Origin of the sequence: Bradyrhizobium commune (genome assembly GCF_015624505.1) — a bacterium.
GTDB classification, from domain to species: domain Bacteria; phylum Pseudomonadota; class Alphaproteobacteria; order Rhizobiales; family Xanthobacteraceae; genus Bradyrhizobium; species Bradyrhizobium commune.
Window position 1 is genome coordinate 2,694,386 of sequence record NZ_CP061379.1, and the last position, 25,346, is coordinate 2,719,731.

General features: G+C 64.5%; 25 protein-coding genes. 12 read left to right on the plus strand and 13 right to left on the minus strand.

Annotation, left to right across the window (positions count from 1 at the left end; genetic code table 11):
* Window positions 1-35: 35 nt before the first annotated feature.
* The 3 genes from cckA to atzF all read left to right on the plus strand — a co-directional run bounded on the left by cckA (window position 36) and on the right by atzF (window position 5,361).
* On the plus strand, window positions 36-2,615 hold the full coding sequence (gene cckA / locus IC761_RS12610; RefSeq protein WP_195803560.1) for a cell cycle histidine kinase CckA: 2,580 nt from the start codon (window positions 36-38) through the stop codon (window positions 2,613-2,615).
* Window positions 2,616-2,808: 193 nt separating this feature from the next.
* Complete coding sequence (locus tag IC761_RS12615) at window positions 2,809-3,813, plus strand: Tim44 domain-containing protein (RefSeq protein ID WP_195803561.1); 1,005 nt, start codon at window positions 2,809-2,811, stop codon at window positions 3,811-3,813.
* 165 nt (window positions 3,814-3,978) lie between these two features.
* Window positions 3,979-5,361 (plus strand): allophanate hydrolase, encoded by a 1,383-nt coding sequence (gene atzF / locus IC761_RS12620; protein WP_195803562.1) that lies wholly within the window; start codon window positions 3,979-3,981, stop codon window positions 5,359-5,361.
* Between the two features lie 4 nt (window positions 5,362-5,365).
* Here the strand turns inward: atzF and IC761_RS12625 are convergent, their stop codons facing one another.
* From IC761_RS12625 to IC761_RS12640, 4 genes are all read right to left on the minus strand, one after another.
* Window positions 5,366-6,091: a Crp/Fnr family transcriptional regulator gene (locus IC761_RS12625; RefSeq protein WP_195803563.1), complete on the minus strand. Its 726-nt coding sequence runs from the start codon at window positions 6,089-6,091 to the stop codon at window positions 5,366-5,368.
* A gap of 85 nt (window positions 6,092-6,176) precedes the next feature.
* Window positions 6,177-7,016: an ABC transporter ATP-binding protein gene (locus IC761_RS12630; RefSeq protein WP_195803564.1), complete on the minus strand. Its 840-nt coding sequence runs from the start codon at window positions 7,014-7,016 to the stop codon at window positions 6,177-6,179.
* 20 nt (window positions 7,017-7,036) lie between these two features.
* A complete protein-coding gene (locus IC761_RS12635; protein WP_195803565.1) occupies window positions 7,037-7,882 on the minus strand; it encodes an ABC transporter permease in 846 nt (281 codons plus the stop codon).
* Window positions 7,873-8,886, minus strand: a complete 1,014-nt coding sequence (locus IC761_RS12640; RefSeq protein ID WP_195803566.1) for an NrtA/SsuA/CpmA family ABC transporter substrate-binding protein — start codon at window positions 8,884-8,886, stop codon at window positions 7,873-7,875. Before IC761_RS12640 ends, IC761_RS12635 begins: the two co-directional genes overlap by 10 nt.
* Window positions 8,887-9,144: 258 nt before the next feature.
* Here IC761_RS12640 and IC761_RS12645 point away from each other — a divergent pair, with 258 nt between their 5' ends.
* Window positions 9,145-9,852 (plus strand): glutathione S-transferase, encoded by a 708-nt coding sequence (locus tag IC761_RS12645; protein ID WP_195803567.1) that lies wholly within the window; start codon window positions 9,145-9,147, stop codon window positions 9,850-9,852.
* Window position 9,853: 1 nt separating this feature from the next.
* On the opposite strand, the gene IC761_RS12650 is transcribed toward IC761_RS12645, so the two are convergent.
* The 3 genes from IC761_RS12650 to IC761_RS12660 all read right to left on the minus strand — a co-directional run bounded on the left by IC761_RS12650 (window position 9,854) and on the right by IC761_RS12660 (window position 11,449).
* Complete coding sequence (locus IC761_RS12650; protein ID WP_195803568.1) at window positions 9,854-10,528, minus strand: methyltransferase family protein; 675 nt, start codon at window positions 10,526-10,528, stop codon at window positions 9,854-9,856.
* A 115-nt stretch (window positions 10,529-10,643) separates the two neighbouring features.
* Window positions 10,644-10,817, minus strand: coding sequence for a hypothetical protein (locus IC761_RS12655; protein WP_195803569.1), 174 nt, complete (start codon window positions 10,815-10,817; stop codon window positions 10,644-10,646).
* A gap of 152 nt (window positions 10,818-10,969) precedes the next feature.
* A complete protein-coding gene (locus IC761_RS12660) occupies window positions 10,970-11,449 on the minus strand; it encodes a hypothetical protein (protein WP_195803570.1) in 480 nt (159 codons plus the stop codon).
* Between the two features lie 248 nt (window positions 11,450-11,697).
* Here IC761_RS12660 and IC761_RS12665 point away from each other — a divergent pair, with 248 nt between their 5' ends.
* Window positions 11,698-13,353 (plus strand): fumarate hydratase, encoded by a 1,656-nt coding sequence (locus tag IC761_RS12665; protein ID WP_195803571.1) that lies wholly within the window; start codon window positions 11,698-11,700, stop codon window positions 13,351-13,353.
* 168 nt (window positions 13,354-13,521) lie between these two features.
* Here IC761_RS12665 and IC761_RS12670 read toward each other — a convergent pair whose 3' ends face one another.
* The 5 genes from IC761_RS12670 to IC761_RS12690 all read right to left on the minus strand — a co-directional run bounded on the left by IC761_RS12670 (window position 13,522) and on the right by IC761_RS12690 (window position 17,167).
* On the minus strand, window positions 13,522-13,818 hold the full coding sequence (locus IC761_RS12670) for a hypothetical protein (protein ID WP_195803572.1): 297 nt from the start codon (window positions 13,816-13,818) through the stop codon (window positions 13,522-13,524).
* A gap of 109 nt (window positions 13,819-13,927) precedes the next feature.
* Entirely contained in the window at window positions 13,928-14,482 is a 555-nt protein-coding gene (locus IC761_RS12675; protein ID WP_195803573.1) for an inner membrane-spanning protein YciB, read from the minus strand.
* Between the two features lie 13 nt (window positions 14,483-14,495).
* Window positions 14,496-15,071 carry a hypothetical protein gene (locus IC761_RS12680; RefSeq protein WP_195803574.1) on the minus strand — a complete coding sequence of 192 codons (576 nt, stop codon included), beginning with the start codon at window positions 15,069-15,071 and terminating at the stop codon, window positions 14,496-14,498.
* Window positions 15,072-15,147: 76 nt separating this feature from the next.
* A complete protein-coding gene (locus IC761_RS12685) occupies window positions 15,148-15,630 on the minus strand; it encodes an MAPEG family protein (protein WP_195803575.1) in 483 nt (160 codons plus the stop codon).
* A 127-nt stretch (window positions 15,631-15,757) separates the two neighbouring features.
* A complete protein-coding gene (locus IC761_RS12690) occupies window positions 15,758-17,167 on the minus strand; it encodes a carotenoid oxygenase family protein (protein WP_195803576.1) in 1,410 nt (469 codons plus the stop codon).
* A gap of 107 nt (window positions 17,168-17,274) precedes the next feature.
* Between IC761_RS12690 and IC761_RS12695 the strand changes: the two genes are divergently transcribed.
* Complete coding sequence (locus IC761_RS12695; protein ID WP_195803577.1) at window positions 17,275-18,006, plus strand: TetR/AcrR family transcriptional regulator; 732 nt, start codon at window positions 17,275-17,277, stop codon at window positions 18,004-18,006.
* A gap of 226 nt (window positions 18,007-18,232) precedes the next feature.
* The gene (locus IC761_RS12700) at window positions 18,233-18,793 is read left to right on the plus strand and encodes an SET domain-containing protein (protein ID WP_195803578.1); all 561 of its coding nucleotides are present in this window, start codon (window positions 18,233-18,235) and stop codon (window positions 18,791-18,793) included.
* A 31-nt stretch (window positions 18,794-18,824) separates the two neighbouring features.
* Here IC761_RS12700 and IC761_RS12705 read toward each other — a convergent pair whose 3' ends face one another.
* Window positions 18,825-19,061, minus strand: coding sequence for a hypothetical protein (locus tag IC761_RS12705; protein ID WP_195803579.1), 237 nt, complete (start codon window positions 19,059-19,061; stop codon window positions 18,825-18,827).
* Window positions 19,062-19,197: 136 nt separating this feature from the next.
* Between IC761_RS12705 and xylB the strand changes: the two genes are divergently transcribed.
* The 5 genes from xylB (at window position 19,198) to IC761_RS12730 (ending at window position 25,300) form a co-directional block, all read left to right on the plus strand.
* On the plus strand, window positions 19,198-20,643 hold the full coding sequence (gene xylB, locus IC761_RS12710) for a xylulokinase (protein WP_195803580.1): 1,446 nt from the start codon (window positions 19,198-19,200) through the stop codon (window positions 20,641-20,643).
* Window positions 20,644-20,770: 127 nt separating this feature from the next.
* Window positions 20,771-22,294, plus strand: coding sequence for a sugar ABC transporter ATP-binding protein (locus IC761_RS12715; protein ID WP_195803581.1), 1,524 nt, complete (start codon window positions 20,771-20,773; stop codon window positions 22,292-22,294).
* A complete protein-coding gene (locus IC761_RS12720; protein ID WP_195803582.1) occupies window positions 22,287-23,324 on the plus strand; it encodes an ABC transporter permease subunit in 1,038 nt (345 codons plus the stop codon). The genes IC761_RS12715 and IC761_RS12720 overlap by 8 nt, the downstream gene beginning before the upstream one ends.
* A gap of 101 nt (window positions 23,325-23,425) precedes the next feature.
* Entirely contained in the window at window positions 23,426-24,373 is a 948-nt protein-coding gene (locus tag IC761_RS12725) for an ABC transporter substrate-binding protein (protein ID WP_195803583.1), read from the plus strand.
* Window positions 24,374-24,478: 105 nt separating this feature from the next.
* Complete coding sequence (locus tag IC761_RS12730; protein WP_195803584.1) at window positions 24,479-25,300, plus strand: helix-turn-helix domain-containing protein; 822 nt, start codon at window positions 24,479-24,481, stop codon at window positions 25,298-25,300.
* The last annotated feature ends 46 nt before the right edge of the window (window positions 25,301-25,346 follow it).

The window sequence follows — 25,346 nt, forward strand, 5'->3', positions numbered from 1 at the left end:
GTTGATTCTCTGCCGACAGGCTGCGCCGACTTGAGATGACCGCCGAGACCGATCACGACCTCACACGCGAGCCCGTTGCGGCGCATGAGCCGTCGCCGCGCTCGGGCAGCATTGCGCTGGTGCTGCTGGTGGCCACCGGCCTGGTCGCGGTCGCGGTCGGACTGATGACGCTCGGCCGCGCGCAGGCGCAGCCCTATATCCTCGGCATCCTCGCCGTGCTGGCGATGATCGGCCTGTTCAATTTGTTCGCCTTCGCCGCCGGCATCATCCGCTTCGTCGACCGTAATCTCGACGATCCCGTGATGGGGCGCATCGCCGATCACGCCTTTGACGGCCTCGCAGTCACCGATCCACGCGGCCATGTGGTCTATTCCAATGCGGCCTATTTGACGCTGACCGGCGCCGCCGGCCCGCAGGATGTGCGGCCGGTCGAGCGCGTCTTCATCGGCAACCCCGACGTCTCGGAGGCCGTGTTCCGCCTGCTGAAAGCCGCGCGTGAAGGCAAACGGCAGCAGGAAGAGGTTCGCATCTCCGGCCATGACGGCAGCCAGGGCCGCTGGCTGCGCATGCGGGTGCGCCCGCTCGGCACGGGCAAACGCGAAGCCAAATATGCGGTGTGGTCGATTGCCGACATCACCCGCGACCGCGAGCGCCAGGAGGACGTGTTCCAGGAGCTTCAGCACGCGATCGAATATCTCGATCACGCGCCCTGCGGCTTCTTCTCGGTCAATCCCGCCGGCGAGCTCGCTTATGTCAATGCGACGCTGGCGAACTGGCTCGATTACGACCTCGCCGAGATCGGTTCGGGCGGGTTGAAGCTCGCCGACATCGTCTCCGGCGACGGTGCCTCGCTGCTCAGCGCGATCGTCGCGGTGCCGGGCGAGGTCAAAACGGAAGTCTTCGACATCGATTTGCGCATGCGCACCGGCAAGACCATGCCGGTACGGCTCTATCACAAGCTCGCCTTCGGCGCCGACGGCGCTCCGGGGCCGTCGCGCACGCTGGTCATCAGCCGCGCCCGCGACGAGCGCAGCGATCCCGACCGCGCCGCCGAAGTCCGCTTCATGCGCTTCTTCGACCACACGCCGATGGCGATTGCGACCGTCGACCGTGGCGGCAACGTCGTGCGCGCCAATGCACGCTACGCCAAGCTTGCGCAAGGCCTTGGGCTGGACAGCGCCAGCAAGTCGATTTTCCGCGCCATCAATTCGCGCGACCGCCATTTGCTGATCGCGGCCATCAACCAGGCCGCCGAAGGCAAGGCCGACATCGCGCCGGTCGAGGTGGCGCTGGAAGGGACCAAGGAGCGCTGGGGCCAGTTCTTCGTCACGCCGGTCGACGCAGCCGAGAACGATGCGGAAGCCGCGATCGTCCATATGCTCGAGACCACCGAGCGGCGCGCGCTGGAGAACCAGATCAACCAGTCGCAGAAGATGGAGACCGTCGGCCAGCTCGCCGGCGGCATCGCCCACGACTTCAACAACGTGCTCTCCGCCATCATGATGGCGAACGACTTCCTGCTGAACGCGCACAAGCCGACCGATCCGTCGTTCCAGGACATCATGCAGATCAAGCAGAACGCGACGCGCGCCGCGACGCTGGTGCGGCAGCTGCTGGCGTTCTCGCGGCGGCAGACGCTGCGGCCGCAGGTGCTCGATCTCGGCGATGCGCTCAGCGATCTCACCATGCTGCTGCGGCGGCTGATCGGCGAGAAGGTCAAGCTCGACCTGATCCACGGCCGCGACCTCTGGCCGGTCAAGGTCGACGTCTCCCAGTTCGAGCAGGTGATCGTCAACCTCGCGGTGAATGCGCGCGACGCCATGTCCGACGGCGGCAAGCTGATCATCCGCACCGCCAATGTCGCGACCGACGAGGCGGGCAAGCTCGCCTACAAGGGCATGCCGGCGGCGGATTATGTGCGGATCGAGGTCGCCGACACCGGCACCGGCATTCCCGCCGACATCCGCGACAAGATTTTCGAGCCGTTCTTCTCGACGAAGGAAGTGGGGAAGGGCACCGGTCTCGGGCTCTCCACCGTCTACGGCATCGTCAAGCAGACCGGCGGATTCATCTATGTGGACTCCGAGCCGGGGCAGGGCACCTCATTCCACATCTTCCTGCCGCGCCATCATGCCGAGCCCGAGGTCCAGGTCGAGCAGCCGGCGGCGGCAGCGACCAATGGCACCGCGAAGGAAGCCGCGCCCGCAGCCGTGGAGGCCAAGCCGCGCACCGATCTCACCGGGCAGGGCACGATCCTGCTGGTCGAGGACGAAGAGGGCCTGCGCGCCCTGAACGCCCGCGGCCTGCGCTCGCGCGGCTACACCGTGGTCGAGGCCGAGAACGGCGTCGAGGCGATGGAGGTGCTGGACGAGCAGAGCGGCGGAATCGATCTCGTCGTCTCCGACGTGGTGATGCCGGAGATGGACGGGCCGACGCTGCTCAAGGCGATGCGCGAGAAGAACCCCGACATCAGGTTCATCTTCGTCTCCGGCTATGCCGAGGACGCCTTCGAGAAGAGCCTGCCCGAGGGCCAGCAGTTCGACTTCCTGCCAAAACCGTTCACGCTCAGCCAGCTGGTGGCGGCGGTGAAGGAGACGATGACGAAGCAGGGGTGAGGGCGGCAACCTCTGCCGTCGTCTTGGCGTGTAAACCCGCCGGTACCCGGCGACCGTGATTTTGTGGTTAAGCCGGCCAAACCCCCGTCAAATATGGGCTTTTGCCATGTCCCCGCGACTGAGGGCCGCAGCTATGGGTTCCGAAAACGGCTTCACTTTTGCAGAAGGCTGCCCATCTTAATGGCGCGTCCCCATGCCGGGGATTTGGGAAACGAACATGAATTTCTCGCAATGGTCCCGCCGTCTCGTGAAGACGATTGCCGTCGTGCTGGCGCTCGCGCTGCCGACTGCGCTCGCGATCTCGTCCGCTGACGCCCGCGTCGGCGGCGGCTTCTCGTCGGGTTCGCGCGGTTCGCGGACCTTCTCGGCCCCGCCGTCGACCACGACCGCGCCGGGCTCGACCTCGCAGTTCAACCGCACCTTCACCCAGCCGGGCGCAGGCATGAATTCGGCTGCGTCCGCGCCTGCGCGCGGCGGCCTGTTCGGTCGCGGCGGCGGCTTCCTGGGCGGCCTTGCGGCCGGCTTCCTCGGCGCAGGCCTGCTCGGCATGCTGTTCGGTGGCGGCCTGTTCGGTGGCCTCGGTGGCCTGTCGTCGATCCTCGGCCTGATCATCCAGATCGTGCTCGTGGTGTTCGTGGTGCGGCTGGCGATGTCGTGGTGGCAGCGCCGCAACGCGCCGCAGGCGGCCTATGCCGGTGCCGATGCCGGACCGCAGGCGAGCTATCGCAACGGTCTCGGCGGTGGACTTGGCAGCGGTCTCGGCGGTGGCTTCGGCTTCGCTGCCAACAATGCGCCGCTCGAAATCAAGCCGGACGACTATGAGGCGTTCGAACGCCTGCTCGGCGAGATCCAGTCCGCCTGGTCGAACGAGGACGTGGCCAAGCTGCACACGCTGGCGACGCCGGAAATGGTCTCCTATTTCGAGCAGGACCTGGCCAAGAACCGCGCGCGCAACGCCGTCAACAAGGTGACCAACGTCAAGCTGTTGCAGGGCGACCTTGCGGAGGCCTGGCGCGAAGGCGAGACGGAGTATGCGACAGTGGCGATGCGCTTCGCGCTCACCGACAGGACGGTCGACCGCACCACCGGCGCGCTTCTCGACGGCAGCGAGCAGCCGGGTGAGGTCACCGAGGTCTGGACCTTCGCCCGCCGCCCTGGCAGCGCCTGGGAATTGTCGGCGATCCAGCAGGCCAACTGATCGCCGCCAAGAGCAACAAGGAAGGCGTCGTGCTTCGGCACGGCGCCTTTTTTTGCGCCGCGCATATCGGATCCGGCCGGCCATTTGGGCGAAGCACTTAATTGCTTGTTGCCCGCGCAGAGCTCCCGCATTTTCGCGCCTGCCGGTTGGAGAAGGAGATATTCGGTGAGTCAGTCGGTCGCGCGCTCCAGGACAAGTCACGAAAGCTCCAGGAATTCGTCTCTGCCGCTGGAGGCGATCGAGGCGGCGTATGACCGGATCGAGGCCGAGCGCGACCGCAATTGCTGGATCTATCTCCGCCCGCGGGCGGAGGCGCTCGAAGCATGCCGCAAGCTCTTGGCGCGCGCGCGGACCGGCGAAAATCTTCCGCTGCTCGGCATTCTCTTCGGTGTGAAGGACAACATCGACGTCGAGGGAATGCCGACCAGTGCCGCGTGCCCGGCGTTCAGCTACACGCCCTGGCATTCCGCGCACAGCGTCGAACGCCTCACCGCGGCTGGCGCCATTTGCCTTGGAAAGACCAATCTCGATCAGTTCGCCACGGGCCTGTGCGGCGCGCGTTCGCCCTATGGCTCCTGCGCGTCGGTTGCCGATGTGCGCTATGTTGCCGGCGGCTCCAGTTCCGGCTCCGCGGTCGCCGTTGCGGCGGGGCACGTCGCGTTCGCGCTCGGTACCGATACTGGCGGGTCCGGCCGCATACCTGCCGGCTTCAACAACATCGTCGGAATCAAGCCGACCGTTGGGCTGGTGTCCTCGCGCGGCCTGGTGCCGAATTGCCCGACGATCGATTGCGTTTCGGTGTTCTGCAACACCGTGAGCGATGGCGAGGCGATCCTCGACATTATCGAAGGGTTCGATTTCGAAGATCCCTACAGCCGCGTGCCCAGGGCCTTATCTTTCGCCAGCGGGGCGGCGCCATCGTTCCGGTTCGGCCGCCTTGCGCCCGCCGATCTCGAATGCTTCGGCATGCCGGAATGCGGCGAACTCTATGAGCGCGCCTGCGCGCGCTTTGCGCAGATCGGGGGAACGGCGATCGAGGTGGACTTCGCCCCGTTCCGCCAGGCCGGAGAGCTGATGTTCAGCGGACCCTGGGTGGCGGAACGGCACGCGGCCATCGCTTCGCTCTTGGACATCGATTCCGGCGCCTTGCTTGATGTCACGAGGACCGTGCTGGGCTCAGCCGCGGGCTATTCGGCGATTGACACGTTTGGTGCCATTCACCGGCTGCACCGGCTTCGCCGCGACGCCGAGGCGATCTTTGCGGGCATCGATGCGCTGGTGGTCCCGACCGCTCCGCGGCCGTTCACGCTGGAGGAGATGCACCGCGATCCGATCACCCTCAACAACCGCCTCGGCTACTACTCGTACTTTGCCAATCTGCTCGATCTCTGCGGCGTGGCAGTTCCGAACGCGACATTGCCGAACGGCATGCCCATGGGGGTGACCCTGCTGGCGCCGGCCTGGCATGATCGGGCGCTGATCGGACTGGCGCGGCGGTTCGAGGCCGGTGCCGACGGAGCGGCGTTCGAATCGAAACCTGGCGGCTGATCGGTTAATCCATCTCCTGCCCCAGCGTCGAAAGATCCAGGATCGAAATCACGGATCTGTCGTACCTGATCACGCCTTCCTCCTGAAGCCGCGCGAGTTGCACGGTCACCCATTGGCGCGTGGATCCGATCAGATTGGCGAGATCGCCGTGGGTAAACGGCATGCCGACGACGATCTCGCCATCGCGCTTGACGCCGTATACGTGCGACAGGAAGATCAGCAGGCTATGCAGCCGCTCGGTCACCGAGCGCGTCCCGAGCATCTGGGCCATCGCCGAATAGCACCGCGCCTTGAATGCCAGGGCATCGAGCAAGGCGACGGCGATCGCCGACGATTCCAGCGCGAGCCGCCGCAACGCTGGTCCGGGCATGAACGTCAGCCGGCTGCGCTCGGCCGCGACCGATGACCACATGTGCGGGCCCGTTCCGAATATATCGGGGCCGCCGACGAAGTTGCCGGGAAACCAGTAGGCGAGCGTGACCTCGCGCCCCGACGGCGCCGCATAATAGCTGCGGATGCGTCCCTCGCTGATCAGGTAGATCCCGGCCTGTGCGTCGCCCTGAGACCAAACCAGTTGGCCGGCGTCCAGGACCTTCTCGCGTCCGATCGCACGCAAGCGATTGCAATCTGCCCGGTTGAGGCCGTCCAGCAAGCTGGGTAGTGGCCTGACGAGATTGTCCGACTCGGCCAGCATCACACCTGCCGCTACCGCGCTGTTTGCCCTGTGCATCGCCGGCTCCGCCTGTGAGACCGGCATCGATTATTCAAGAACCATGCCAGCGCGCTGCGGTCCGCTTCGCGCGAGCTCTGGACGATCAGCTCGGGTCCGACTGATTGAACGCCCGCAACCCTTCTGCGCGGATGACGTCGAGACAATCCTTCTTGAGGGAAAGATAAGCTGGCTCGACCATGATAGAGTTCGACCGCGGTCGCGGCAGCTTGACCGCGATTTCGCGCAGGATGCGGCCGGGTCCCGCGCTCATGATGAGAACGCGGTCGGCCAGCACGATGGCCTCATCGATGTCATGCGTGACGAACACGATTGTCGCCTTGATCCGGTCGCGCAGCTCCAGCAGATTGTCTTGCATCACCGCCCGGGTCTGCGCGTCGAGAGCCCCGAAGGGCTCGTCCATCAGCAGCACGCGCGGCTGATTGGCCAGCGCTCGGGCGATCGCCACGCGCTGCTGCATGCCGCCGGACAATGTGTTCGGATAAGCGTCGGCGAAACGCTTGAGACCGACCATCGCGATCAGGTCGTCGGCGATGGCATTCGCCTCCGTCCTGGACTTTCCAAGCATCCTGGGGCCGTGGGCGATGTTCCTGCGGACCGACTTCCACGGGAATAGATGCGGCTGCTGGAACACCATGCCGACATCGGGGCGCGGTCTGTAGACGCGCGAGCCCTCCACCAGGGTCTCACCTTCAAACGGCACTTCCAGTCCGGCGATCGAATTAAGCACGGTCGACTTGCCGCAGCCGGAGGGGCCGACGAGGCAGACGAACTCGCCAGGCGCCACGTCAAAGGACAGGCGATCCACCGCGATGGTCTGGCCGCGGTTGGTGTCGAAAACGATGCTCAGGTTCGAGACTTGAATGGCCGGTTGCTTCCGCGCTTCCTCGACGGAGACCGGCGAACTTGCCAGAGCCAGTTTCATGATCGATCGAGGTCCCGACATCAGCGCCACCAGACAGTCCGTTCCGCAAGAGCCGCAAACAGCCGGTCGGCAACGAACGAAATCAACCCGAGCGCTGCGAGCCCGCCCATGACCTGGCCCGTTTGCAAATTCTGCTGGGCAATCTCGATCCTGTAGACAATGCCAGCGAAAGTGCCTGCAAGCTCGGCCGCGACAAGCGTGTAAAAGGAGATGCTGACGGCGGTGCGCAACCCGACCACGATGTAGGGAAGCGCGCCCAGCAGCACGATCTCCTGGAGCATCTGCCGCCGTGGGGTGCCGAGCATCAACGCCGCCCGAATCAGGCCACGGTCGACCTTCTGCACGCCAATGTGGGTCGCAAGCCATACCGTGAAGAACACGCCCCATACGACGAGGAACAGTTTTCCCGCCTCCGACAAACCGAACCAGAGGATGACGATCGGCACGAAGGCAATCGGCGGAATTGGCCGCAGGATATGGAAGAGCGGCGACAGCAAGCTCGAAACAACCGGAAATTGGCCGGTGAGAATACCGAGCAGGACGCCGAGCGCGCCGCCGATGATGAACCCCGTGGTGACGCGAAAGAGGCTGGCCAGCAGATCGCCGAAGAACTGTCCGCTCCGGATCCACTCGAGGACGGCGGCCGCAACCACCGTCGGCGGCGGAAACAGCACCATGTTGACGGCCCCGGAACGGGAGACCAGTTCCCAGAGGCCGACGAACAGGGGAAGCGAAAGCGCTCCAATCAGAATATTGAGGCGGCGAAGACGGGTTGAATCCGGTCGCCGATCGCGACCGGTGCGGAGGGCAATCTCTTGTCGTGCTGACGTGCCGTCCTGCATGGCTGTGCGGGTGCCTATTTCCATGAAAGGGTGACGCGTGCGGGGTCGAGCTTCCTGAGCGGCTCGGTCACGACGATCTTGCTGAAGTCGGGCATCGCTGCTCCCGGAGGATGGTTGCCGCTCTCGAGGCGCCATGCGGCGTGGGTCTTGAGAATCTCGATCAGCCGGTCGTCGAGACGCACCCGGTAAACATAGTCGGCCCAGATGGGGGCGAGCTCGTCCCGCTTCATGCCGACCGCGTCCGCCACGACCGTGATCGCTTCATCCGGGTTTGCCTTCATCCAGACCTCGGCGTCGATCAGTGCCGCAATGAACTTCTCAACCAGTGCCGGGTTGGCGTCGAGATAGGGCCTCATGACGACAATGTTGAACGTCTCGGAGTAGGTGTCCTTTGTATCGAGCTCAGCGACGGCTTCGCCCAGAGCCTTCTTCGCGTTGGCGATGTGGGGTTCCCAGGTGTCGATCGCGTCGATGCTTCCGGCCGCAAGTGCCGGCAGCATCTCCTGGGGCCGCAGATTGACGAGGGTGACGTCCTTGGGAGTTAGTCCGGCCGACTTCAGCAAGGTCGCCGTGTAAACCTCGCTGCCGGTGCCGGCCGTGAATGCAATTCGCTTGCCGCGAAGATCCGCCTTGGTTTTGACGCCGGCCTTGACTGCGACGACCGTCTTGAGGTCGGAATATTCCATGCCGGCGACGAAGGCGATGGGCTGGTTTGCCATCGCCGAAGCGGTGACCGGCGCCTCCGCCGTCGTCGCGATGTCGGCGCCGCCCCCGATCACGGTGTCCAGGCACTGCTTGCCGGACGTGAAGTTCGAGACTGTGATGTCCAGTCCGTGCTTCTCGAAAATTCCCTTCGATTTGGCGACGATCGCAAGGCCGGAGATCGGTCCGAGGTTTTGCGCGAGCCGGGCTTTGAGCAATTCAGCGGCCGAGGCGCGGTCAGGGCCGATGGCGAGACCGATGGCAAGGCAGCAAAGCGCGACGTAACCGGCCATTGCCGCGATTGGGCGGACAGAATTCCAGTGCATGACGATCTCCCCTCGCGCCGCGCCCGGCGGCAGCCCCGATGTGATCGCGGTACCGCCCTGAACGGTTCCGCAACAGACTCCCGCGTCCTCCCCCGGACCATCGCTTGAGGATCGGCCACCTTGGTATGCTCGCCCGGCGCTACGGTCTCGGGAAGCAATTAATCGACATGGCCTTCGGGGTGCCCGGTCCCGCACTGACGAACCCCAGGCCGCATGCTACATTGGCTCCGGCGTACCCTCCGCTCACGGACCTCTTCCATGAAATACGAGCTCTATTACTGGCCCGAGATCCAGGGCCGCGGCGAATATGTGCGGCTGGCGCTGGAGGAGGCGGGTGCGGCTTACGTCGACGTCGCGCGCGGTCCACGCGGGACGGCTGCGATGATGAAGATGATGGATGCGAATATGGCTACGCCGCCCTTTGCGCCGCCGTTCCTGAAAGCCGGAAAGCTCGTGATCGGCCAGACCGCCAACATCCTGCTTTATCTTGGCGCGCGACATGGGCTCGCGCCGAAGACCGAAGCCGGAAAACTCTGGGTGCACCAGCTTCAGCTCACCATCACCGATTTCGTGCTGGAGATCCACGATACCCATCATCCGCTCGGGCCGTCGCTCTATTACGAGGATCAGAAGCCGCAGGCCAAGAAACGCACCACCGAATTCTGGAAGGACCGCGTGCCGAAATATCTCGGCTATTTCGAACAACTGCTCACCGGGAATGGTGGCACCTACGTCACCGGACGCAGGCTGACCTATGTCGATCTCTCGCTGTTCCAGATCGTCGCCGGCCTACGCTATGCCTTTCCCAGACGGATGAAGGCGTACGAGGACGAGATCCCCGGTCTCGTCGGTCTGCACGACCGCGTCGTCGCGCGGCCGAACATCAAGGCTTATCTTGCGAGCGAGCGCCGCATTGCCTTCAACGAGCTGGGCATCTTCCGCTGCTACAGGGAGCTCGACGCGTGAGCTACCATACGCCCGGCAGCAGCCGATAGCGCACCCGCGCCGCATAGTCGGAATAGCCGGGCAGGCCTGCGATGAGCGTGCGCTCCTCGATGTGGATGCGGACCGCAAGCAGAGCCAGGAGGACAGGCGCCATCGCGAGCCCCCACCATGAGCCCAGCAGCAACGGCACGCCGGTGAAGAACAGGATCATGCCGCTGTACATGGGATGCCTGACATGGGCGTAGGGTCCGGTCGAGATCACGCGCTGCGCGCGCTCGGCCTGTAGCTTCACCACGGGGGCTGCGAACGAATTCTCCCGGAATACCCACATGGTGAACAGCATGCAGGCGAGGTACAGCGCGAAGCCGAGGACCTGCAATGCGAGCGGCACATTGGACGCGAGTGCCCGCCGATCGAGTCCAATGGCAATCAGCCAGGCCAGGATGGCCACGATGAAGGCGATGATGAAGACCTTGTCGGCCGGCGGCTGCTCCCGCTGGATCACTGGACGGAGACGCTCGGCCAGGAGCGCGGGATCGAGCCGGTAAAGCCACCAGCCGCAGAGCGGGCCGAGCAGGGCGGAGGTCACGAGGAAGGTCCAGGCCGACGGCCAATGCAGTGTGCCGGCGCAGCCGAACAACAGCGCGCCCATCGCGGCCGTGAGAATCGTGTTCTGAAACAAGAGACGAGCGATCATGCGCGGTTCCCCGGGCAGTCTCGCACGAATTTGGCGGTGCACTCCGGCAAAGATGCGGCCGGACATGCGAAAAGCGCGATCAACCGGATCGGGCGATCCTCGCAGGCGAGCCCGATCAGGCGAGCTGATCGATCCGCGTGCCCTGTCCCGGCGGCAGCGGCGCGGGCGGCGTCGGCTGATAGGTCGGGTCGGTGTCCTTGGTCTTGGTCTGGTCGTCCTGCTGCTTGGTCGTGTCGTAGCTCGGAACCACGATCGCGATCGGCGGCGGCGCAACGGTGGAAACACTCATCCACAAATCCTCACATATGGAAACAATTCAGCTTGCCCTGCGAGGGACGAAAGGTCCGTCAAGCCAATCGTTAAAATGCGAGAGATCTGATGCTCTCCCCTCGTCATTGCGAGCTGCGCTCGCAATGACGGAGTGCGTGGCGCGTGCCCGGCCTACTCGTCCTTCGGCCGCGTGACCGTGATCGCGGCCTCAGTCTTGGTGCGCGTGCATTCCATGTTGAGGCGCTTGTAGCGCATCGTGACCTTGTCGCCGCGCAGCAGGCCCATGCGCTTCAAGCAGCGCGTCGCGCCGGTCGCGGTGTCGTCCTTCGTCACCGTGAAGATGATCGCGGCCGCGGAAGCGACGAGATCATAGAACTGCGGCGTGGGTTTGCGGTCGCCCTTGGCGTAGAGCTCGTTGGAATAGGCCTGTCCCTGCGCGCGGCAGCCGAGCGACAATTCCTTCGCCGCCGGATGGGTGAGATAAATGATGTTGGCGGCCTTGAAGTTGACCTTCAGTCCGTCGATGCCGCCGGCGAGCTGCTTTGCGATGTCGTCGCACTGGTCCGCGCGCGCGGGCGCGGCAAAGGCCACAAGGCCGGTGATTGCGGCGGCGACAGCAATCGCGCCGCGGACGTGCCGTTTGAAAATCATGATGAAAAGCCCCTTGGGCGCGCATTCAACCGTCGCCGCGCGCGAAGTGCAAGGGGTGCAACCAGGCTCTACCGGGTCCAATTCTGGTCGCCTGCCTCCCACAGGACGCGACCGGAAAATGGCCGTCGTGGCCCCCGAATCGGGATGCCCCGGCCCCGCCAGAGCGCCTTCCCTTTACGGCAAAAAAGCTTAGAACGCTTCTATGCCAGGGGCCCGCGCGAGGGCTCCAAAACCCCGAGATTCGCCCCATGAATGCTCCCACCGCCTTCCCGGACGCCTCAAAGCCCGTTCCGCCCTACAAGCACACCCCGCTGTTCCCGCTGGGCAGGGACGAGACGCCCTACAAGAAGATTTCGTCCGAGGGCGTCCGGGTCGAGAAGGTTTTGGGCAAGGACATGCTGGTGGTGTCGCGCGAAGCGTTGCGGGCGCTGTCGGAGGCGGCTTTCGGCGACATCAACCACTATTTGCGGCCGGGCCATCTGAAGCAGCTCCGCGCCATCCTGGAGGACGGCGAGGCGAGCCCGAACGACAAGTTCGTTGCGCTGGACTTCCTGAAGAACGCCAACATCGCCGCCGGCGGCGTGTTGCCGATGTGCCAGGACACTGGCACCGCGATCATCATGGGCAAGAAGGGCTGCAACGTCATCACCGACGGTGAGGACGAGGCGGCGCTGTCGGAGGGCGCGCGCGACGCGTACCTGCGCCGCAATCTGCGCTATTCGCAAGTCGCGCCCTTGTCGATGTATGAGGAGAAGAACACCGCCAACAATATGCCGGCGCAGTGCGAGATCTACGCCGAGGGCGATCACGCCTACAAGTTCATGTTCATGGCGAAGGGCGGCGGCAGCGCCAACAAGAGCTTTCTGTTTCAGGCGACGCCCTCGGTGCTGACCAAGGACCGGTTGCTCGCCTTCCTGAAGGAAAAAATCCTGACGCTCGGCACCGCGGCGTGCCCGCCTTATCACCTCGCCATCGTGATCGGCGGCACCTCGGCCGAGCTCTGCATGAAGACGGTGAAGCTGGCGTCCGCGCGCTATCTTGACGCGCTGCCGACGCACGGCTCGCCTGACGGCAACGCCTTCCGCGACGTCGAGATGGAGAAGGAAATCCACAAGATGACGCAGTCGCTCGGCGTCGGCGCCCAGTTCGGCGGCAAGTATTTCTGCCACGACGTGCGCGTGATCCGCATGCCGCGTCACGGCGCTTCGCTGCCGATCGGGCTTGGCGTGTCCTGCTCGGCCGACCGCCAGGTGCTCGGCAAGATCACCAAAGACGGCGTCTATCTCGAGGAGCTCGAGCACAACCCGGCTCAATATCTGCCGCAGGTCGAAGAGTCGCTCGGCGGCGAGGTCGTCAAGATCGATCTCAACCAGCCGATGAAGGACATTCTCGCGGCGTTCTCGAAAAACCCGATCAAGACGCGGGTCTCGATGACCGGCACCATGATCGTCGCGCGCGATAGCGCGCATGCCAAGCTGCGCGAGCGGCTGGAGAAGGGCGAGCCGCTGCCGGATTACTTCAAGAACCATCCGGTCTATTACGCCGGCCCCGCCAAGACGCCCGAGGGCTACGCCTCCGGCGCGTTCGGTCCGACCACGGCGGGCCGCATGGATTCCTTCGTCGACCAGTTCCAGGCCGCCGGCGGATCGATGGTGATGGTGGCGAAGGGCAACCGCGCGCCGGCCGTGCGCGAGGCCTGCAAGAAATATGGCGGCTTCTATCTCGGCTCGATCGGCGGTGCGGCGGCGAACCTCGCCGAGCACTGCATCAAGAAGGTCGAGGTGCTCGAATATCCCGAGCTCGGCATGGAAGCGATCTGGCGCATCGAGGTCGTCGACTTCCCGGCCTTCATCATCATCGACGACAAGGGCAATGACTTCTTCAAGGAGTTGAATCTGGGCTGAGGCGGCGCCCTCGCTTTCGAGCAGGGGCTGACGCCTTCACTCCCCGTCATTGTGAGCGTAGCGAAGCCATCCATCCTTTCCGCGGAGAACAGTCTGGATTGCTTCGTCGCAAGAGCTCCTCGCAATGACGGCGAGGAGGCTTCGCGCGTGTTCGCAAGGTAAGCCGGATTAAGCCTTTGCGCCCGTGAACGGGAAGCTGCCCATCGGGCCGATGCCCATCTCGCCGCTCATGCTGTCGCCGGAGATTGTTCCGATGAACTCGAGCGTCAACGTCATCGGACTGGTGATGGTGACCTTCCAGTTGACGGCATCGCCGCTGATGGTGCCGTCAAAAATCTCGGCGCTATTGCCATCCGCGCCCTGCGTGCCAGTCAGCGTGCCGCCGGAGCTCAGCAGGGTCAGTGTCGCCTGACGCTCGCCCATCGGCGTCGTCAAGGTCAGATTCCAGTTGCCGTCCACGGCCATTCGCGTCTCCCGAACTCATCCCGGCGGACTGCGACGATCCGCAGCCAGTCCCGGTTCGAGCGTATAGCGCAACTTGCGGCAGCTGCCAAAAGAGCGATCGCTTCACGCTTTAAGCGCGGGCGGCGGCGCGGCGGCGGCTCGTGACGACGACCCTGAGCACGACGTATTGCACGGCGAAGGCCAGGATCTTGGCACCGCCCGCCACCACGGAAATATAGAACGCCCACAGTTTCAGATCGCCGGTGGAAGCAACCGCGATCGTGCCGGCGCCGATGACGAACATCAGCGCGGCCCAGGCATAGCCCGCGGCCGTCACATATTCCGGAACGGTGTCGGTGATGATCGGCGGCATGTAGCGCAGCATCCAGTCGCGCTTGAGCATGATGGTGCCGATCGCGAAATGCGCGATCGAGGGCTTGGCCAGCATGAAGCGGGGATCGTTGGTGAGGAGCGTGACCGCGCCGAGCACGATGACGAGTGCGAGGCTCGCATAGGTCATGAAGCTCAGCTGATGTCCCTTGACGCGGGCGTAGATCACTTGCGCGATTGCACCTGCGACCGCCACTGACGTCGCGAGGATGACGTTGTCGGTGACGAGATAGATCGCCAGGAAGATGATGGCCGACAGGAAGTCGGAGGCGAGGCGGGCGAATATGTCCTTCATCGTCGATCCTGTCTCACTGTCCGTTCGGCAGCGCGCCGGCCGGCGCACCGTACTTGATCTGGCGATATTCGGGATACCACTTTGTGAAGTAGATCGCGCTGTTGCGGGCGGCGAAGGCGACCGCAAGGCCCAACCAGACCGGCAGGCCGGGGAAGTAGAGCAGCACGATATTGGCGACCATCATCATAAGCGCGGCGAGGGTCCACGCGGCGGTGATGATATAATTGGCGGTCAGGAAGCCCGGCATCGCCGCGGTTTCGGCAGGGACGGATTCAACGGCGTATTGCAGCGTGAAGGGCCGGCGCACCAGCATCGAGCCGAGCGAGATGACGAAGATGCCGATGTCGACCGAGAGCTTGACGCCGAGCGTGCCGAGCTTCGGATCGAGCAGCGCGAGATAGAGGCCGATCGCGGCGAACAGGATCGCCGAGCCCGCAGCCAGAATCTTCACCGAGCGGCCGCGCGCGACGTCGATGGCGATGGTGGCAAGGCAGATCGCGGAAGCCGCGAACACGCTGGTCGTGGCCGACGTCGCGAACATCAGGAAGGTGTAGACGCCATAGGGGGCAAGGATCAGGAAGATCGTCATGGATCGCCTCGGTCGAGCCAATCTTTACACTGGAAAGATAAATAATTCAGCGGCCGTGCCCGGTCAAGCGAAATCTTTACAGTGTCAAAATGACGTGAATGACTTGTAAAAACTGAATTGTTGCAATGGCTTGCTCCGAGATTTCGTCGGCCACGGCAGCCCAGGCGAGGCGCGACAGGATGGTGAGCGCGCAGGTGATGAGGAGGCCGATGGTGAGGAAAATGCCGCCGCCGCGGCAGATCAGAAACCGGAGCGATCCCGGCGTCGCGTACATGCCGAGCGGATGCAACAGCCGCGACAGCACCAGCGCGCCCATCAAGAGGTGAAGACGCAAGGGCGATGCACCGGACATTTCGATCAGCGCGACCATCAGCGCGATGATGGGAACGTATTCCATGAAGTTGGCATGAGCGCGGATCGCGCCGCGCAGGCTCGCATTGCCGCCGTCGTTGAACGGAGCCTGGCTGCTCCGCCGTAGCCGGATCACGTCGAGCGCGAGTGCGGCGTAGATCAAAGTAAGGATGGCGAGATACGAGGCGGTGATGGAGGGCATGTGCATGTGAGGCTCCTCTATCCGTCATTCCGGGGCGACGCAAAGCGTCGAGCCCGGAATCCATCGGGCGGCAAGTTATGTAGCGAAATGGATTCCGGGCTCGCGCCAAGTGGCGCGCCCCGGAATGACGGACCTACGCTGCTCCCACCCAATTGCCGTGAAAGCCGTCGGGTACGCGGTGGCCGAGCTGCACCAGGGCTGCGGGGCCCGCCTCGATGTCGGTGGCGTTGAACACGGCGAGGTCGCTGCGGTTTTCGCGTGCGCGCCAGACCACCGCGAGCAGCCAGCCGTCGCCCTCGGCAGCGTCCTTCGAGCGCTCGACGAAGACCGGCTCGGAGATAGTGTCGCCGGCCGGCAGCAGATATTGGCCGAGCCGCTTTCCGTTGCCGTCGACATGAACGATGCCGGACAGCGCGCCGAACATCGGCAGCCGCGGATTGGCGCAGGCATACCAGCCGTGGCGGCTCTTCAATCCGGCGCGGCGATCGTCGATGCGCGGGAATTCACCGGTGAGATCGTCCAGATACATCTGCTGGAAGCGGTCGGTATTCCCGCCGAGATCGAAGGTCCAGCGGCAATGGCGCGCAAAGGATTTCTCGGGATTCGTCGGCCGGCCGTCGGGATGGGGAAACAGCGGGGCCACCTCGAACTGCATGACATCAGCGATGATGCGGTCGCCGTCCTCCCAGGCGTTCATGACGTGGAAGACGTAGCAGGCCTCACCGCGGAACCAGATGATGTCTTTCGCTGTGCCTTGAGTCGATCCTTGGCGCTTCATCACGCCGACATAGGCGCCTTTCTCGGGCTCCCAGGCGTAAGGCGGCTTGCCGCTTGTGGCGCGCTCCACGCTGCCGGTGAGGGGCAGGATCGGAAACAGCACATGGTTTTCGGTAACGATGAAGTCGTGCACCATGCTGGCATAGGGCGCCTCGAACCGCTCGAAGCGCGTCGCCTTGCCGGAGGCGTCGATCGATCCGTAGGAGAGGGCTGATGTCAGCGGTCCCGCGGCATTGTAGCCGAAGAACACCAGCTCGCCGGTGACCGGATCGATCTTCGGATGCGCCGTAAAGGTGCCGGCGACGCGGCCCTGGTAGTTGTGATAGCCGCGCGTCGCGAGCGTGCCCGGCTCGATCTCGGTCGGCAGGTGCGCCTCCTCCAGCGCCAAGAGCTTGCCGGCGTGGAAGATGATGTTGGTATTGGCGACGCCGCCGTCGGTCACGTGAGCAGGCGCGTCCTGCAATTTGCGGCCGAAGCCGTTGCCGAAGAACGCACGGCCGGCGTCGTGCTCGGCGAGCCATTTCGGCGTGCGGACCCAGCGGTTGCGATAGCTGGCGCGGCCGTTCTCGAGGTGGAAGGCGTGCAGCATGCCGTCGCCGACGAACCAGTGCGCGCCGGGTACTTCGAACTGCGGATTGGGGCCGTTGCGATAGAGCGTGCCGTTCAGCTCACGTGGCAATTCGCCGACGATCTTGAGGAAGGGGGCATCGGCCTCGAATGGAATCGGCGCGATGTTGTTGCGGCGCTCGGTGACGTCCTGCTGCACGGCGTACCTCTCCCTATCTTTACATCGTAAAGATTAGATAGTGCCGATCGGAACATCCGTCAAGCGAAATCTTTACACTGTCAATATTGCGTCATATAGCTTGTCGCATGGGCAAGAGCGAAACCAGGACAGAAACGACGCGCCTCGCGCGTTCCCCGAAAAAGCCGTCGTCGGCCGCGGCATCGCGTCCGGCGCGCCGCCCGGCGAGCGCGAAGGCGGAGACGCCCTACCACCACGGTGCGCTCCGCGAGGCGCTGCTCCAGGCCGCCGAACGGGTGCTGGAGCGCGACGGTCTGGCCGGCCTGACGCTGCGCGCGGTGGCGCGCGAGGCGGGGGTATCGCATGCCGCGCCGACGCATCATTTCGGCGATCTTACCGGGCTCGTCAGCGAGCTCGCGGCGATCGGCTTCCGCCAGTTCAATGCGGCGATGGTAGCGGCCTGCGACTTCGCCACGACGCCGCTTGCGCGCGCGCTGGCGCGGCCGAAAGCCTATGTCGCCTATGCCCAGGCCCATCCCGGCATGTATGGCTTGATGTTCCGCACCGAGCGCCTCGACTATTCCAGGCCCTCACTGCACGAGGCGGCCGAATCGTCTTTTGCCGGACTTGCGAATGCGATCGGCGCGATGCGACAGGAGCAGATCAGCGGCGATGCGCTGACGCTCGACCAGGGTGCCGCGATCGCACGCGCCTGGTCGATGGTGCATGGTTTCACCATGCTGCTCCTGGACGGACGGCTCGAGGATATTCTGGAGCGGCTGCCCAAGGGCACGACGGCCGAGCAGCTTCTGGAAGCGATCCTGAAGTCGACCGTGGCCGGAAAGCTGCCTGGCACCTGATCGAACGCAACGTCCGCAATCCGTCGCGCCCAAGGATTGGGCATTGACGGAAGATCGACGGCGGCGCAGTCAAGCGATGACACGGAACTCGCGCGCTCCGACGTCTTCACTGTGGGCAAGGTTCAAACGCGGGCCGGATAGACCTGACAGAGGCGCGGAATCGTTCTAGAAGAACACCTTCGCTTGGGTCCATCCGGCCTCGTTCGCGTCCTCGTTTCACTCAATCATGCCAGCCATCTCGTCGCACAAACCCTATCGCGTCGGCCGCTCCAAGACCGGGCTCGGCCTCTTCGCCACCAAACCGATCAAGAAGGGCACCCGGATTATCCGTTATTTCGGACCGATCCTGGACTCGCGCATTCCCGAGCAGGACGACATCGAGAACAAATACCTGTTCGAGCTCAACGGCCGCTGGACCATCAACGGCGCGGTGCGCAAGAACCTCGCCCGCTACATCAACCATTCCTGCCGGCCCAACGCCGAATCCGACGTTCGTCCGCGCGAGCGCAAGGTCTTCATCCGCGCCATCAGGAACATCGAGCCGGGCGACGAGATCAACTACGACTACGGCACCGACTATTTTAAGGCCTATCTGAAGCCGATCGGCTGCAAGTGCCCCTCCTGCGAAACCAAGCGCAAGAAGCAGCGCGCTGAAGCGCGTGCCGAACGCGCCAAGGTGAAGGCGCGCGCGGAACGCAAGGCCCAGAAGGCGGGCGCAAAGGGCAGCAAAAAGAAGAAGCTCAACGGCCACGCCTTCGGCAAGCCGAACGGCCGCGTGCGGGTATAGCTAACCAAAGCTTGGGCTACCAGCCCAGCTGTCATACCCTTCGAAAGGTGCGCCACCAGACGCGGAGCAGGCGGGCGAAGCGGAACGGGCAAAGGCTTCTGCCGACGCTGTGCTCGAAGGCCATGACCTGCGCCACCACATAGTCGCCGGTCGAATGCACCAGCGGCTCCGGCATGTTGAGGCCACGCGCGAGCATCCGGGTTGCAAACGTGATAGCCCAGGGCGCGAGGTGGTTTGCGACGGTCCGGTAGAGCAGCAGCGCGATCATGGTCATTCTCCTGTGCCCGGGAAGATGCGCTGCGACGCTGCTGAATTCGATTACCTCAGGGGTAAGCAGCTTCCCTTGACGCGATCAGGCTTCTTGGATTGATTGGGCAATCCGACCCCCGCCTTTGTATGTATCCATGTATCTCGGCATCGATCTCGGCACTTCGGCGGTCAAGACCGTTCTCGTCGACGGCGCCCAGCGCGTGATTGCAAGCGCGAGCCGGCCGCTGACGACGGTCTCGCCGCAATCAGGCTATTCCGAGCAGGATCCCGCGCAATGGATCGAGGCGACCTTCGCCACGCTGGATGCATTGAAGGTAACGCACGCGGCCGAGTTGGCTGCGGTCGAAGGCATTGGGCTCTCCGGCCAGATGCATGGTGCCACGCTGCTTGATGCGAACGGCCGACCGTTGCGGCCCTGCATCCTCTGGAACGACGGGCGGTCCGTCACCGAGTGCCGCATCCTGGAACAAAATTGGCCCGCCTTGCGTGCGACGACCGGCAACAAGGCGATGCCCGGATTCACGGCGCCAAAGCTGCTCTGGATCGCGACGCATGAACCCGAAGTTTTTACAGCCACGAGACTCGTCCTGCTTCCGAAGGCGTATCTGCGTCTGGTCCTGACGGGCGAAGCCATCGAGGACGTCTCGGACGCATCGGGGTCGCTGTGGCTCGACGCCGCGCGCAGGGACTGGTCGGATGCAGCATTGGCCGCGACCCGCCTGTCGCGCGGTCAGATGCCGCGTCTGGTCGAGGGCTGCGCGCCCGCAGCAACACTGCGCAGCGAGCTCGCGCAACGCTGGGACATGATCAGGCGCCCGACCGTCGCGGGCGGAGCCGGCGACAATCCGGCGGGTGCCGTCGGCATCGGCGCAATCAAGCCGGGAACCGCGTTCATCTCGCTGGGAACCTCAGGCGCCTTGCTGACTCCGACGAGCAGGATTGCCGCCAACCCGGATCGCGGGGTGCATACGTTCTGCCATGCCATCCCCGCGATGTGGATTCAGGCGGGCGCCATCCTCTCGGCGGCTTCATGCCTTGCCTGGATGTCGCGTTTGTTCGGCGTCACCGAGGCGGACCTGCTGGCGCCGCTCGGGTTGCGGCCGCAAATGCCCTCGCCGGTGAGCTTCCTGCCTTACCTCGCGGGCGAGCGGACGCCACACGACGATCCCGCCGCGCGCGGCATGCTCGATGGCTTGAGCCACGGCACCGATCGCGACGCGATCGTGCAGGCCGTGCTCGAGGGCGTTGCTTTCGCGCTTGCGGATTGCCGGGACGTGCTCACGGATGCCGGCGTCGCGGTCGCGGAAGCCGATGTGATCGGCGGTGGTTCACGCTCCCGGTTCTGGCTGTCGGTGCTGGCAAACGTTCTGAATGTTCCGATCCATCGCTTTGCCGAAGGCGAAACCGGCGCGGCGTTCGGTGCGGCGAGATTGGGGCGACTTGCTGTCACGGGCGAGGCAATCGCGGCCGTGTGCACGCCCCCACAGCGCGTCGAGACATTCGAACCTGACCGCGTGCTCGTCGATGCCTATGCGGATCGGCATCCCGCCTGGCGCGAACTGTATCGGCCACGCCACTAGCGTCGTCTTGAGTTCGCTTTCCCGTCTGTTCGGTATTGCCCTGCGCCGTGGCGTTTTGTTTAATGTGCGGACCGCGCTGACGAAAACGAGACGCGGGGTGGAAACGCATTGTGCGTCGGGAGGCACGATGAACGATCCGATCCTCGAGATGCGCGGGGTCTCAAAATCCTTCTTCGGCATCAAGGCGCTGCGCGCCGTCGATCTCACCGTCTATGCCGGTGAAATCCATGCCTTGATGGGCGAGAACGGCGCCGGCAAATCGACGTTGATGAAGATCTTGTCGGGCGCCTACCGGCCCGATCCCGGCGGTGAGATCCGCATCGAGGGCAGGCCGGTGCGGATCGAAGGCCCGCTCGGCGGCCGCGCTGCGGGCATCTCCATCATCTACCAGGAACTATCTTTGGCCCCCAATCTCAGCGTGGCGGAGAATATTTATCTCGGTCGCGAGATGTCGCGCGCGGGCTTGCTGGCGCGCGGCGCCATGCGCGAGGGCGTTGGCCCGATCCTGCAACGGCTCGGCGCAGACTTCCTGCCGTCGACGCTGGTGGCGCATCTGTCGATGGGGCAGCGCCAGCTTGTCGAGATCGCACGTGCACTGCACGCGAGGTCGAAAATTCTGATCATGGACGAGCCGACCACCGCATTGTCGGCTGGCGAGAGCGAGCGGCTGTTCGCGTTGATCCGCCAACTCCGTGCCGAGGGGCTTGCCATTATCTACATCTCGCACCGTATGGACGAGGTCTATGCGCTCGGCGATCGCGTCACCGTGCTGCGCGACGGCCGTTTCGTGGGCTCGCTCGACAAGCCCGAGATCCGCGCCGACACCATCGTGCGGCTGATGGTGGGGCGCGATGTCTCCTCTTTCTACAAGAAGGACCACGACCCGGAGGCGGGGCGCGGGCATCCCGTGCTCGACGCGATCGACATGTCCGATGGTCGGCGCGTCAAGGGCTGCTCGCTCACCGTACATGCCGGCGAAGTTGTCGGGCTCGCCGGCCTGATCGGCGCCGGGCGCACCGAGCTTGCGCATCTCATCATCGGCGCGGCAGTAAAAACGTCCGGCCGTCTCGAACTTGAAGGCCGACCAGTCGACGTCCGCACGCCCGGCGAGGCGCTCGAAGCCGGCATCGCTTATCTGACGGAAGACAGGAAGGCGCTCGGCCTGTTTCTGGACATGTCGTGTCTGGACAACATCAATCTCGCCGTGCTCGCGCGCGATGCCAAGCTCGGCTGGTTCCTGGATCGCGACAAGGCACGTGAGCGTGCCGACAGAGCCTTCACCGGGCTCAGCATCCGTGCCGCCAACGTCGGTGTGCCCGCCGGCGGTCTCTCCGGTGGCAACCAGCAGAAGGTGCTGCTGTCGCGGCTTCTCGCCATCGCACCCAAGGTCCTGATCCTCGACGAGCCGACGCGCGGCGTCGACGTCGGAGCCAAGTCGGAAATCTATTCGATCATCGACAATCTCGCCAAGGTCGGCACCGCGATCCTCGTGATCTCGTCCGACCTGCCCGAGATCATCGGTATCTGCGACCGCGTCATCGTGATGCGGTCGGGACTTATCGCGGGTGAGATCAGGCGAACCGCGACGACGCCGTTGAATCAGGAGGATATCATGGCGCTTGCCACGGGGACGGAGCATCTCGATGCCTGAAGACGCGTCCACGCAGGCGAAGGCTGCCACGGCAAACGGCTTTGCCGCCGCAGAGACCAAGCGTCAGCGTATCAGGCTGCTGATCCGCGCGGCCGGCATGCTGCCGGTGCTGCTGCTCCTATGCGCAGGATTTCATTATCTGTCGGACGGCCGTTTCTTCACCGGACAGAATCTCGGCATCGTCTTGCAGCAGGCCGCCGTCAACACCGTGCTCGCTGCGGGCATGACCTTCGTCATCCTCACTGGCGGCATTGACCTCTCGGTCGGCTCGATCCTGGCAGCCTCGGCGATGGCCGGGCTGACGGTCTCCAAGCTGCCTGAGCTTGGCGCAGTCTGGCTGCCGGTTGCGGTTCTCACCGGTCTCGGCTTCGGCGTCATCAACGGCGCGCTGATTGCGCTGCTCCGCCTGCCGCCTTTCATCGTGACGCTCGGTTCGCTCACCGCCGTGCGCGGTCTGGCCCGTCTGCTCGGCGCCGACACCACGGTGTTCAATCCTTCCATTCCCTATGCCTTCATCGGCAACGGCTCGCTGACGCTTGTACCTGGCGTCGCCTCCATCCCCTGGCTGTCGGTGATTGCGCTGCTCGTTATCCTCGTGTCGTGGCTGGTGTTGCGCCGAACCGTGCTCGGCGTGCACATCTACGCGGTCGGCGGCAATGAGAGCGCAGCGCGCCTCGCCGGCATCAAGGTCTGGGCCGTGTTGATCTTCGTCTATGGCATGTCCGGACTGCTGGCCGGCCTCGGCGGCGCCATGCAGGCGGCGCGGCTCTATGCGGCCAACGGTCTTCAGCTCGGTCAAAGCTACGAGCTCGATGCCATCACCGCCGTCATCCTCGGCGGTACCTCCTTCGTCGGCGGCATCGGCTCGATCTGGGGCACGCTGGTCGGCGCGCTGATCATCGCGGCCCTGTCGAACGGTCTCATCCTCACCGGCGTCTCGGACATCTGGCAATACGTGATCAAGGGCCTGGTGATCATCGGCGCCGTGGCGCTGGACCGTTATCGGCTGCAAGGCTCCGCCCGAACCTGAAGGGCTCGGCGCGCGCCTGTGCGCGGGTCGCTCGACGTGAACTTCCGCTACGGCAACTGGTCTGCCGTGCCGGGGATGAAGACAGACCAGGGAGGAAGCCAATGTTGAAGACGATCACGCTCGCCGGCGCCGTGACGGCGCTTGCCTTAAGCACCGCGCCGTCCTTCGCCAAGGAGCTCAAGTCGATCGGCGTCTCACTGGGATCGATGGGCAACCCGTTCTTCGTCGCGCTGTCGAAGGGCGCCGAGTTCGAGGCCAAGAAGACCAATCCCAATGTGAAGGTCACCACGGTCGGCTTTGAATACGACCTCGGCAAGCAGGTCACCCAGATTGACAATTTCATCGCCGCCGGCGTCGACCTGATCCTGTTGAACCCCGGCGATCCCAAGGCGATCGGACCGGCGATCAAGAAGGCGCAGGCGGCAGGGATCGTGGTCGTCGCGGTCGACACCGCGGCCGAAGGTGCCGATGCCACCGTCACCACGAACAACGTCCAGGCCGGCGAGATCTCCTGCCAGTACATCGTCGACAAATTGGGCGGCAAGGGTGACGTCGTCATCGAGAACGGGCCGCAGGTCTCCGCCGTGATCGACCGCGTCACCGGCTGCAAGAACGTCTTCTCGAAGAATCCCGGCATCAAGGTGCTGTCCAGCGACCAGGACGGCAAGGGCTCGCGCGAAGGCGGCCTCACGGTCGCGCAAGGCTATCTGACCCGCTTCCCCAAGATCGACGCCATCTTCGCCATCAACGATCCACAGGCGATCGGCACCGACCTCGCAGCGCGCCAGCAAAACCGCAGCGGCATTGTCATCACCGCGGTGGACGGCGCGCCCGATATCGAAGCTGCGCTGAAGGACCCCGCCTCGCTGCAGATCCAGGCTTCCGCTTCGCAGGACCCGTTCTTCATGGCGCGGCGCGCCGTGCAGGTCGGTGTCGGCATTCTCAATGGCCAGAAGCCGGCCTCGACCGTCGAGCTGCTGCCGTCGAAGCTCGTCACTCGCGACAATGTTGCCGAGTACAAGGGCTGGACGTCGGATCGGTCGCAGTAGCCAGGTCGCATCTATCGCTGGCCATCGGTGGACGGCGCTCGGGTGCTAATTCGATTACCTCCGGGGTAATGGAAGGGCCGAGATGCGCGTGCTAGGTTTTTGACCATGAACGCACACGCATCCACGGCACGCGCTGAACAAAGCCAGCCGATCCACATCGGCGATCATTTGCGCGAATGGCGGCAGCGCCGCCGCATGAGCCAGCTCGATCTGGCGGGAGAGGCGGAGATCTCGGCGCGGCATTTGAGCTTCGTCGAGACCGGCCGCTCCGCGCCGTCGCGCGAGATGGTGCTCAAGCTTGCCGAGCGTCTCGACGTGCCGTTGCGCGAACGCAACGTGCTGCTGGTCGCCGCCGGCTTTGCGCCGGCCTTCCCGCAGCGCCCGCTGGAGGATCCCGCCTTGAAGTCAGTCCGTCAGGCGATCGACCTCGTGCTGAGGGCGCATGAGCCAAACCCGGCGCTCGCGATCGACCGGCATTGGAACCTGGTCACTGCCAACCGCATGGTGGCGCCGTTGCTCGCGGGTATTCCGGAGCGGTTGTTCGGTCAGCCCTTCAACGTCCTACGGCTCGCCTTCCATCCGGAGGGGTTGGCGCCGCGCACGGTCAATCTCGCGGAATGGTGCGCGCATCTACTCGAGCGCTTGCACCGGCAATGCGAGGCCACGGCCGATCCGGAGCTGATCAAGCTCTACAACGACCTCAAGAGCTTTCCGATCCCAGCGCGCTCGGCGCCGCTATCGAGCGACAATGTTGCGATCCCCTTCAAGCTGCGCCACGACGGGGAGATACTAAGTTTCTTCTCCACCACCATGGTGTTCGGTACGCCCGTGGACATCACCCTGTCGGAGCTCGCGCTGGAGACGTTCTTTCCCGCCGACGAGCGTACCGCCGAGCGACTGAAGCAAATGGCGGCAAATGTGAGCTAGCCGCCCTTGCCTCGGCGTGCGTTCGGCTTATCTTCGGGCGAACCCG

What these genes read in the sequence shown, in the direction of transcription:
- cckA (WP_195803560.1), top strand. Translation starts at nt 36, where the DNA reads ATGACCGCCGAGACCGATCACGACCTCACACGCGAGCCCGTTGCGGCG.
- IC761_RS12615 (WP_195803561.1), top strand. Translation starts at nt 2,809, where the DNA reads ATGCCGGGGATTTGGGAAACGAACATGAATTTCTCGCAATGGTCCCGC.
- IC761_RS12625 (WP_195803563.1), bottom strand. Translation starts at nt 6,091, where the DNA reads ATGCACAGGGCAAACAGCGCGGTAGCGGCAGGTGTGATGCTGGCCGAG.
- IC761_RS12630 (WP_195803564.1), bottom strand. Translation starts at nt 7,016, where the DNA reads ATGAAACTGGCTCTGGCAAGTTCGCCGGTCTCCGTCGAGGAAGCGCGG.
- IC761_RS12635 (WP_195803565.1), bottom strand. Translation starts at nt 7,882, where the DNA reads ATGGAAATAGGCACCCGCACAGCCATGCAGGACGGCACGTCAGCACGA.
- IC761_RS12640 (WP_195803566.1), bottom strand. Translation starts at nt 8,886, where the DNA reads ATGCACTGGAATTCTGTCCGCCCAATCGCGGCAATGGCCGGTTACGTC.
- IC761_RS12645 (WP_195803567.1), top strand. Translation starts at nt 9,145, where the DNA reads ATGAAATACGAGCTCTATTACTGGCCCGAGATCCAGGGCCGCGGCGAA.
- IC761_RS12650 (WP_195803568.1), bottom strand. Translation starts at nt 10,528, where the DNA reads ATGATCGCTCGTCTCTTGTTTCAGAACACGATTCTCACGGCCGCGATG.
- IC761_RS12655 (WP_195803569.1), bottom strand. Translation starts at nt 10,817, where the DNA reads ATGAGTGTTTCCACCGTTGCGCCGCCGCCGATCGCGATCGTGGTTCCG.
- IC761_RS12660 (WP_195803570.1), bottom strand. Translation starts at nt 11,449, where the DNA reads ATGATTTTCAAACGGCACGTCCGCGGCGCGATTGCTGTCGCCGCCGCA.
- IC761_RS12665 (WP_195803571.1), top strand. Translation starts at nt 11,698, where the DNA reads ATGAATGCTCCCACCGCCTTCCCGGACGCCTCAAAGCCCGTTCCGCCC.
- IC761_RS12670 (WP_195803572.1), bottom strand. Translation starts at nt 13,818, where the DNA reads ATGGCCGTGGACGGCAACTGGAATCTGACCTTGACGACGCCGATGGGC.
- IC761_RS12675 (WP_195803573.1), bottom strand. Translation starts at nt 14,482, where the DNA reads ATGAAGGACATATTCGCCCGCCTCGCCTCCGACTTCCTGTCGGCCATC.
- IC761_RS12680 (WP_195803574.1), bottom strand. Translation starts at nt 15,071, where the DNA reads ATGACGATCTTCCTGATCCTTGCCCCCTATGGCGTCTACACCTTCCTG.
- IC761_RS12685 (WP_195803575.1), bottom strand. Translation starts at nt 15,630, where the DNA reads ATGCACATGCCCTCCATCACCGCCTCGTATCTCGCCATCCTTACTTTG.
- IC761_RS12695 (WP_195803577.1), top strand. Translation starts at nt 17,275, where the DNA reads ATGGGCAAGAGCGAAACCAGGACAGAAACGACGCGCCTCGCGCGTTCC.
- IC761_RS12700 (WP_195803578.1), top strand. Translation starts at nt 18,233, where the DNA reads ATGCCAGCCATCTCGTCGCACAAACCCTATCGCGTCGGCCGCTCCAAG.
- IC761_RS12705 (WP_195803579.1), bottom strand. Translation starts at nt 19,061, where the DNA reads ATGATCGCGCTGCTGCTCTACCGGACCGTCGCAAACCACCTCGCGCCC.
- xylB (WP_195803580.1), top strand. Translation starts at nt 19,198, where the DNA reads ATGTATCTCGGCATCGATCTCGGCACTTCGGCGGTCAAGACCGTTCTC.
- IC761_RS12715 (WP_195803581.1), top strand. Translation starts at nt 20,771, where the DNA reads ATGAACGATCCGATCCTCGAGATGCGCGGGGTCTCAAAATCCTTCTTC.
- IC761_RS12720 (WP_195803582.1), top strand. Translation starts at nt 22,287, where the DNA reads ATGCCTGAAGACGCGTCCACGCAGGCGAAGGCTGCCACGGCAAACGGC.
- IC761_RS12725 (WP_195803583.1), top strand. Translation starts at nt 23,426, where the DNA reads ATGTTGAAGACGATCACGCTCGCCGGCGCCGTGACGGCGCTTGCCTTA.
- IC761_RS12730 (WP_195803584.1), top strand. Translation starts at nt 24,479, where the DNA reads ATGAACGCACACGCATCCACGGCACGCGCTGAACAAAGCCAGCCGATC.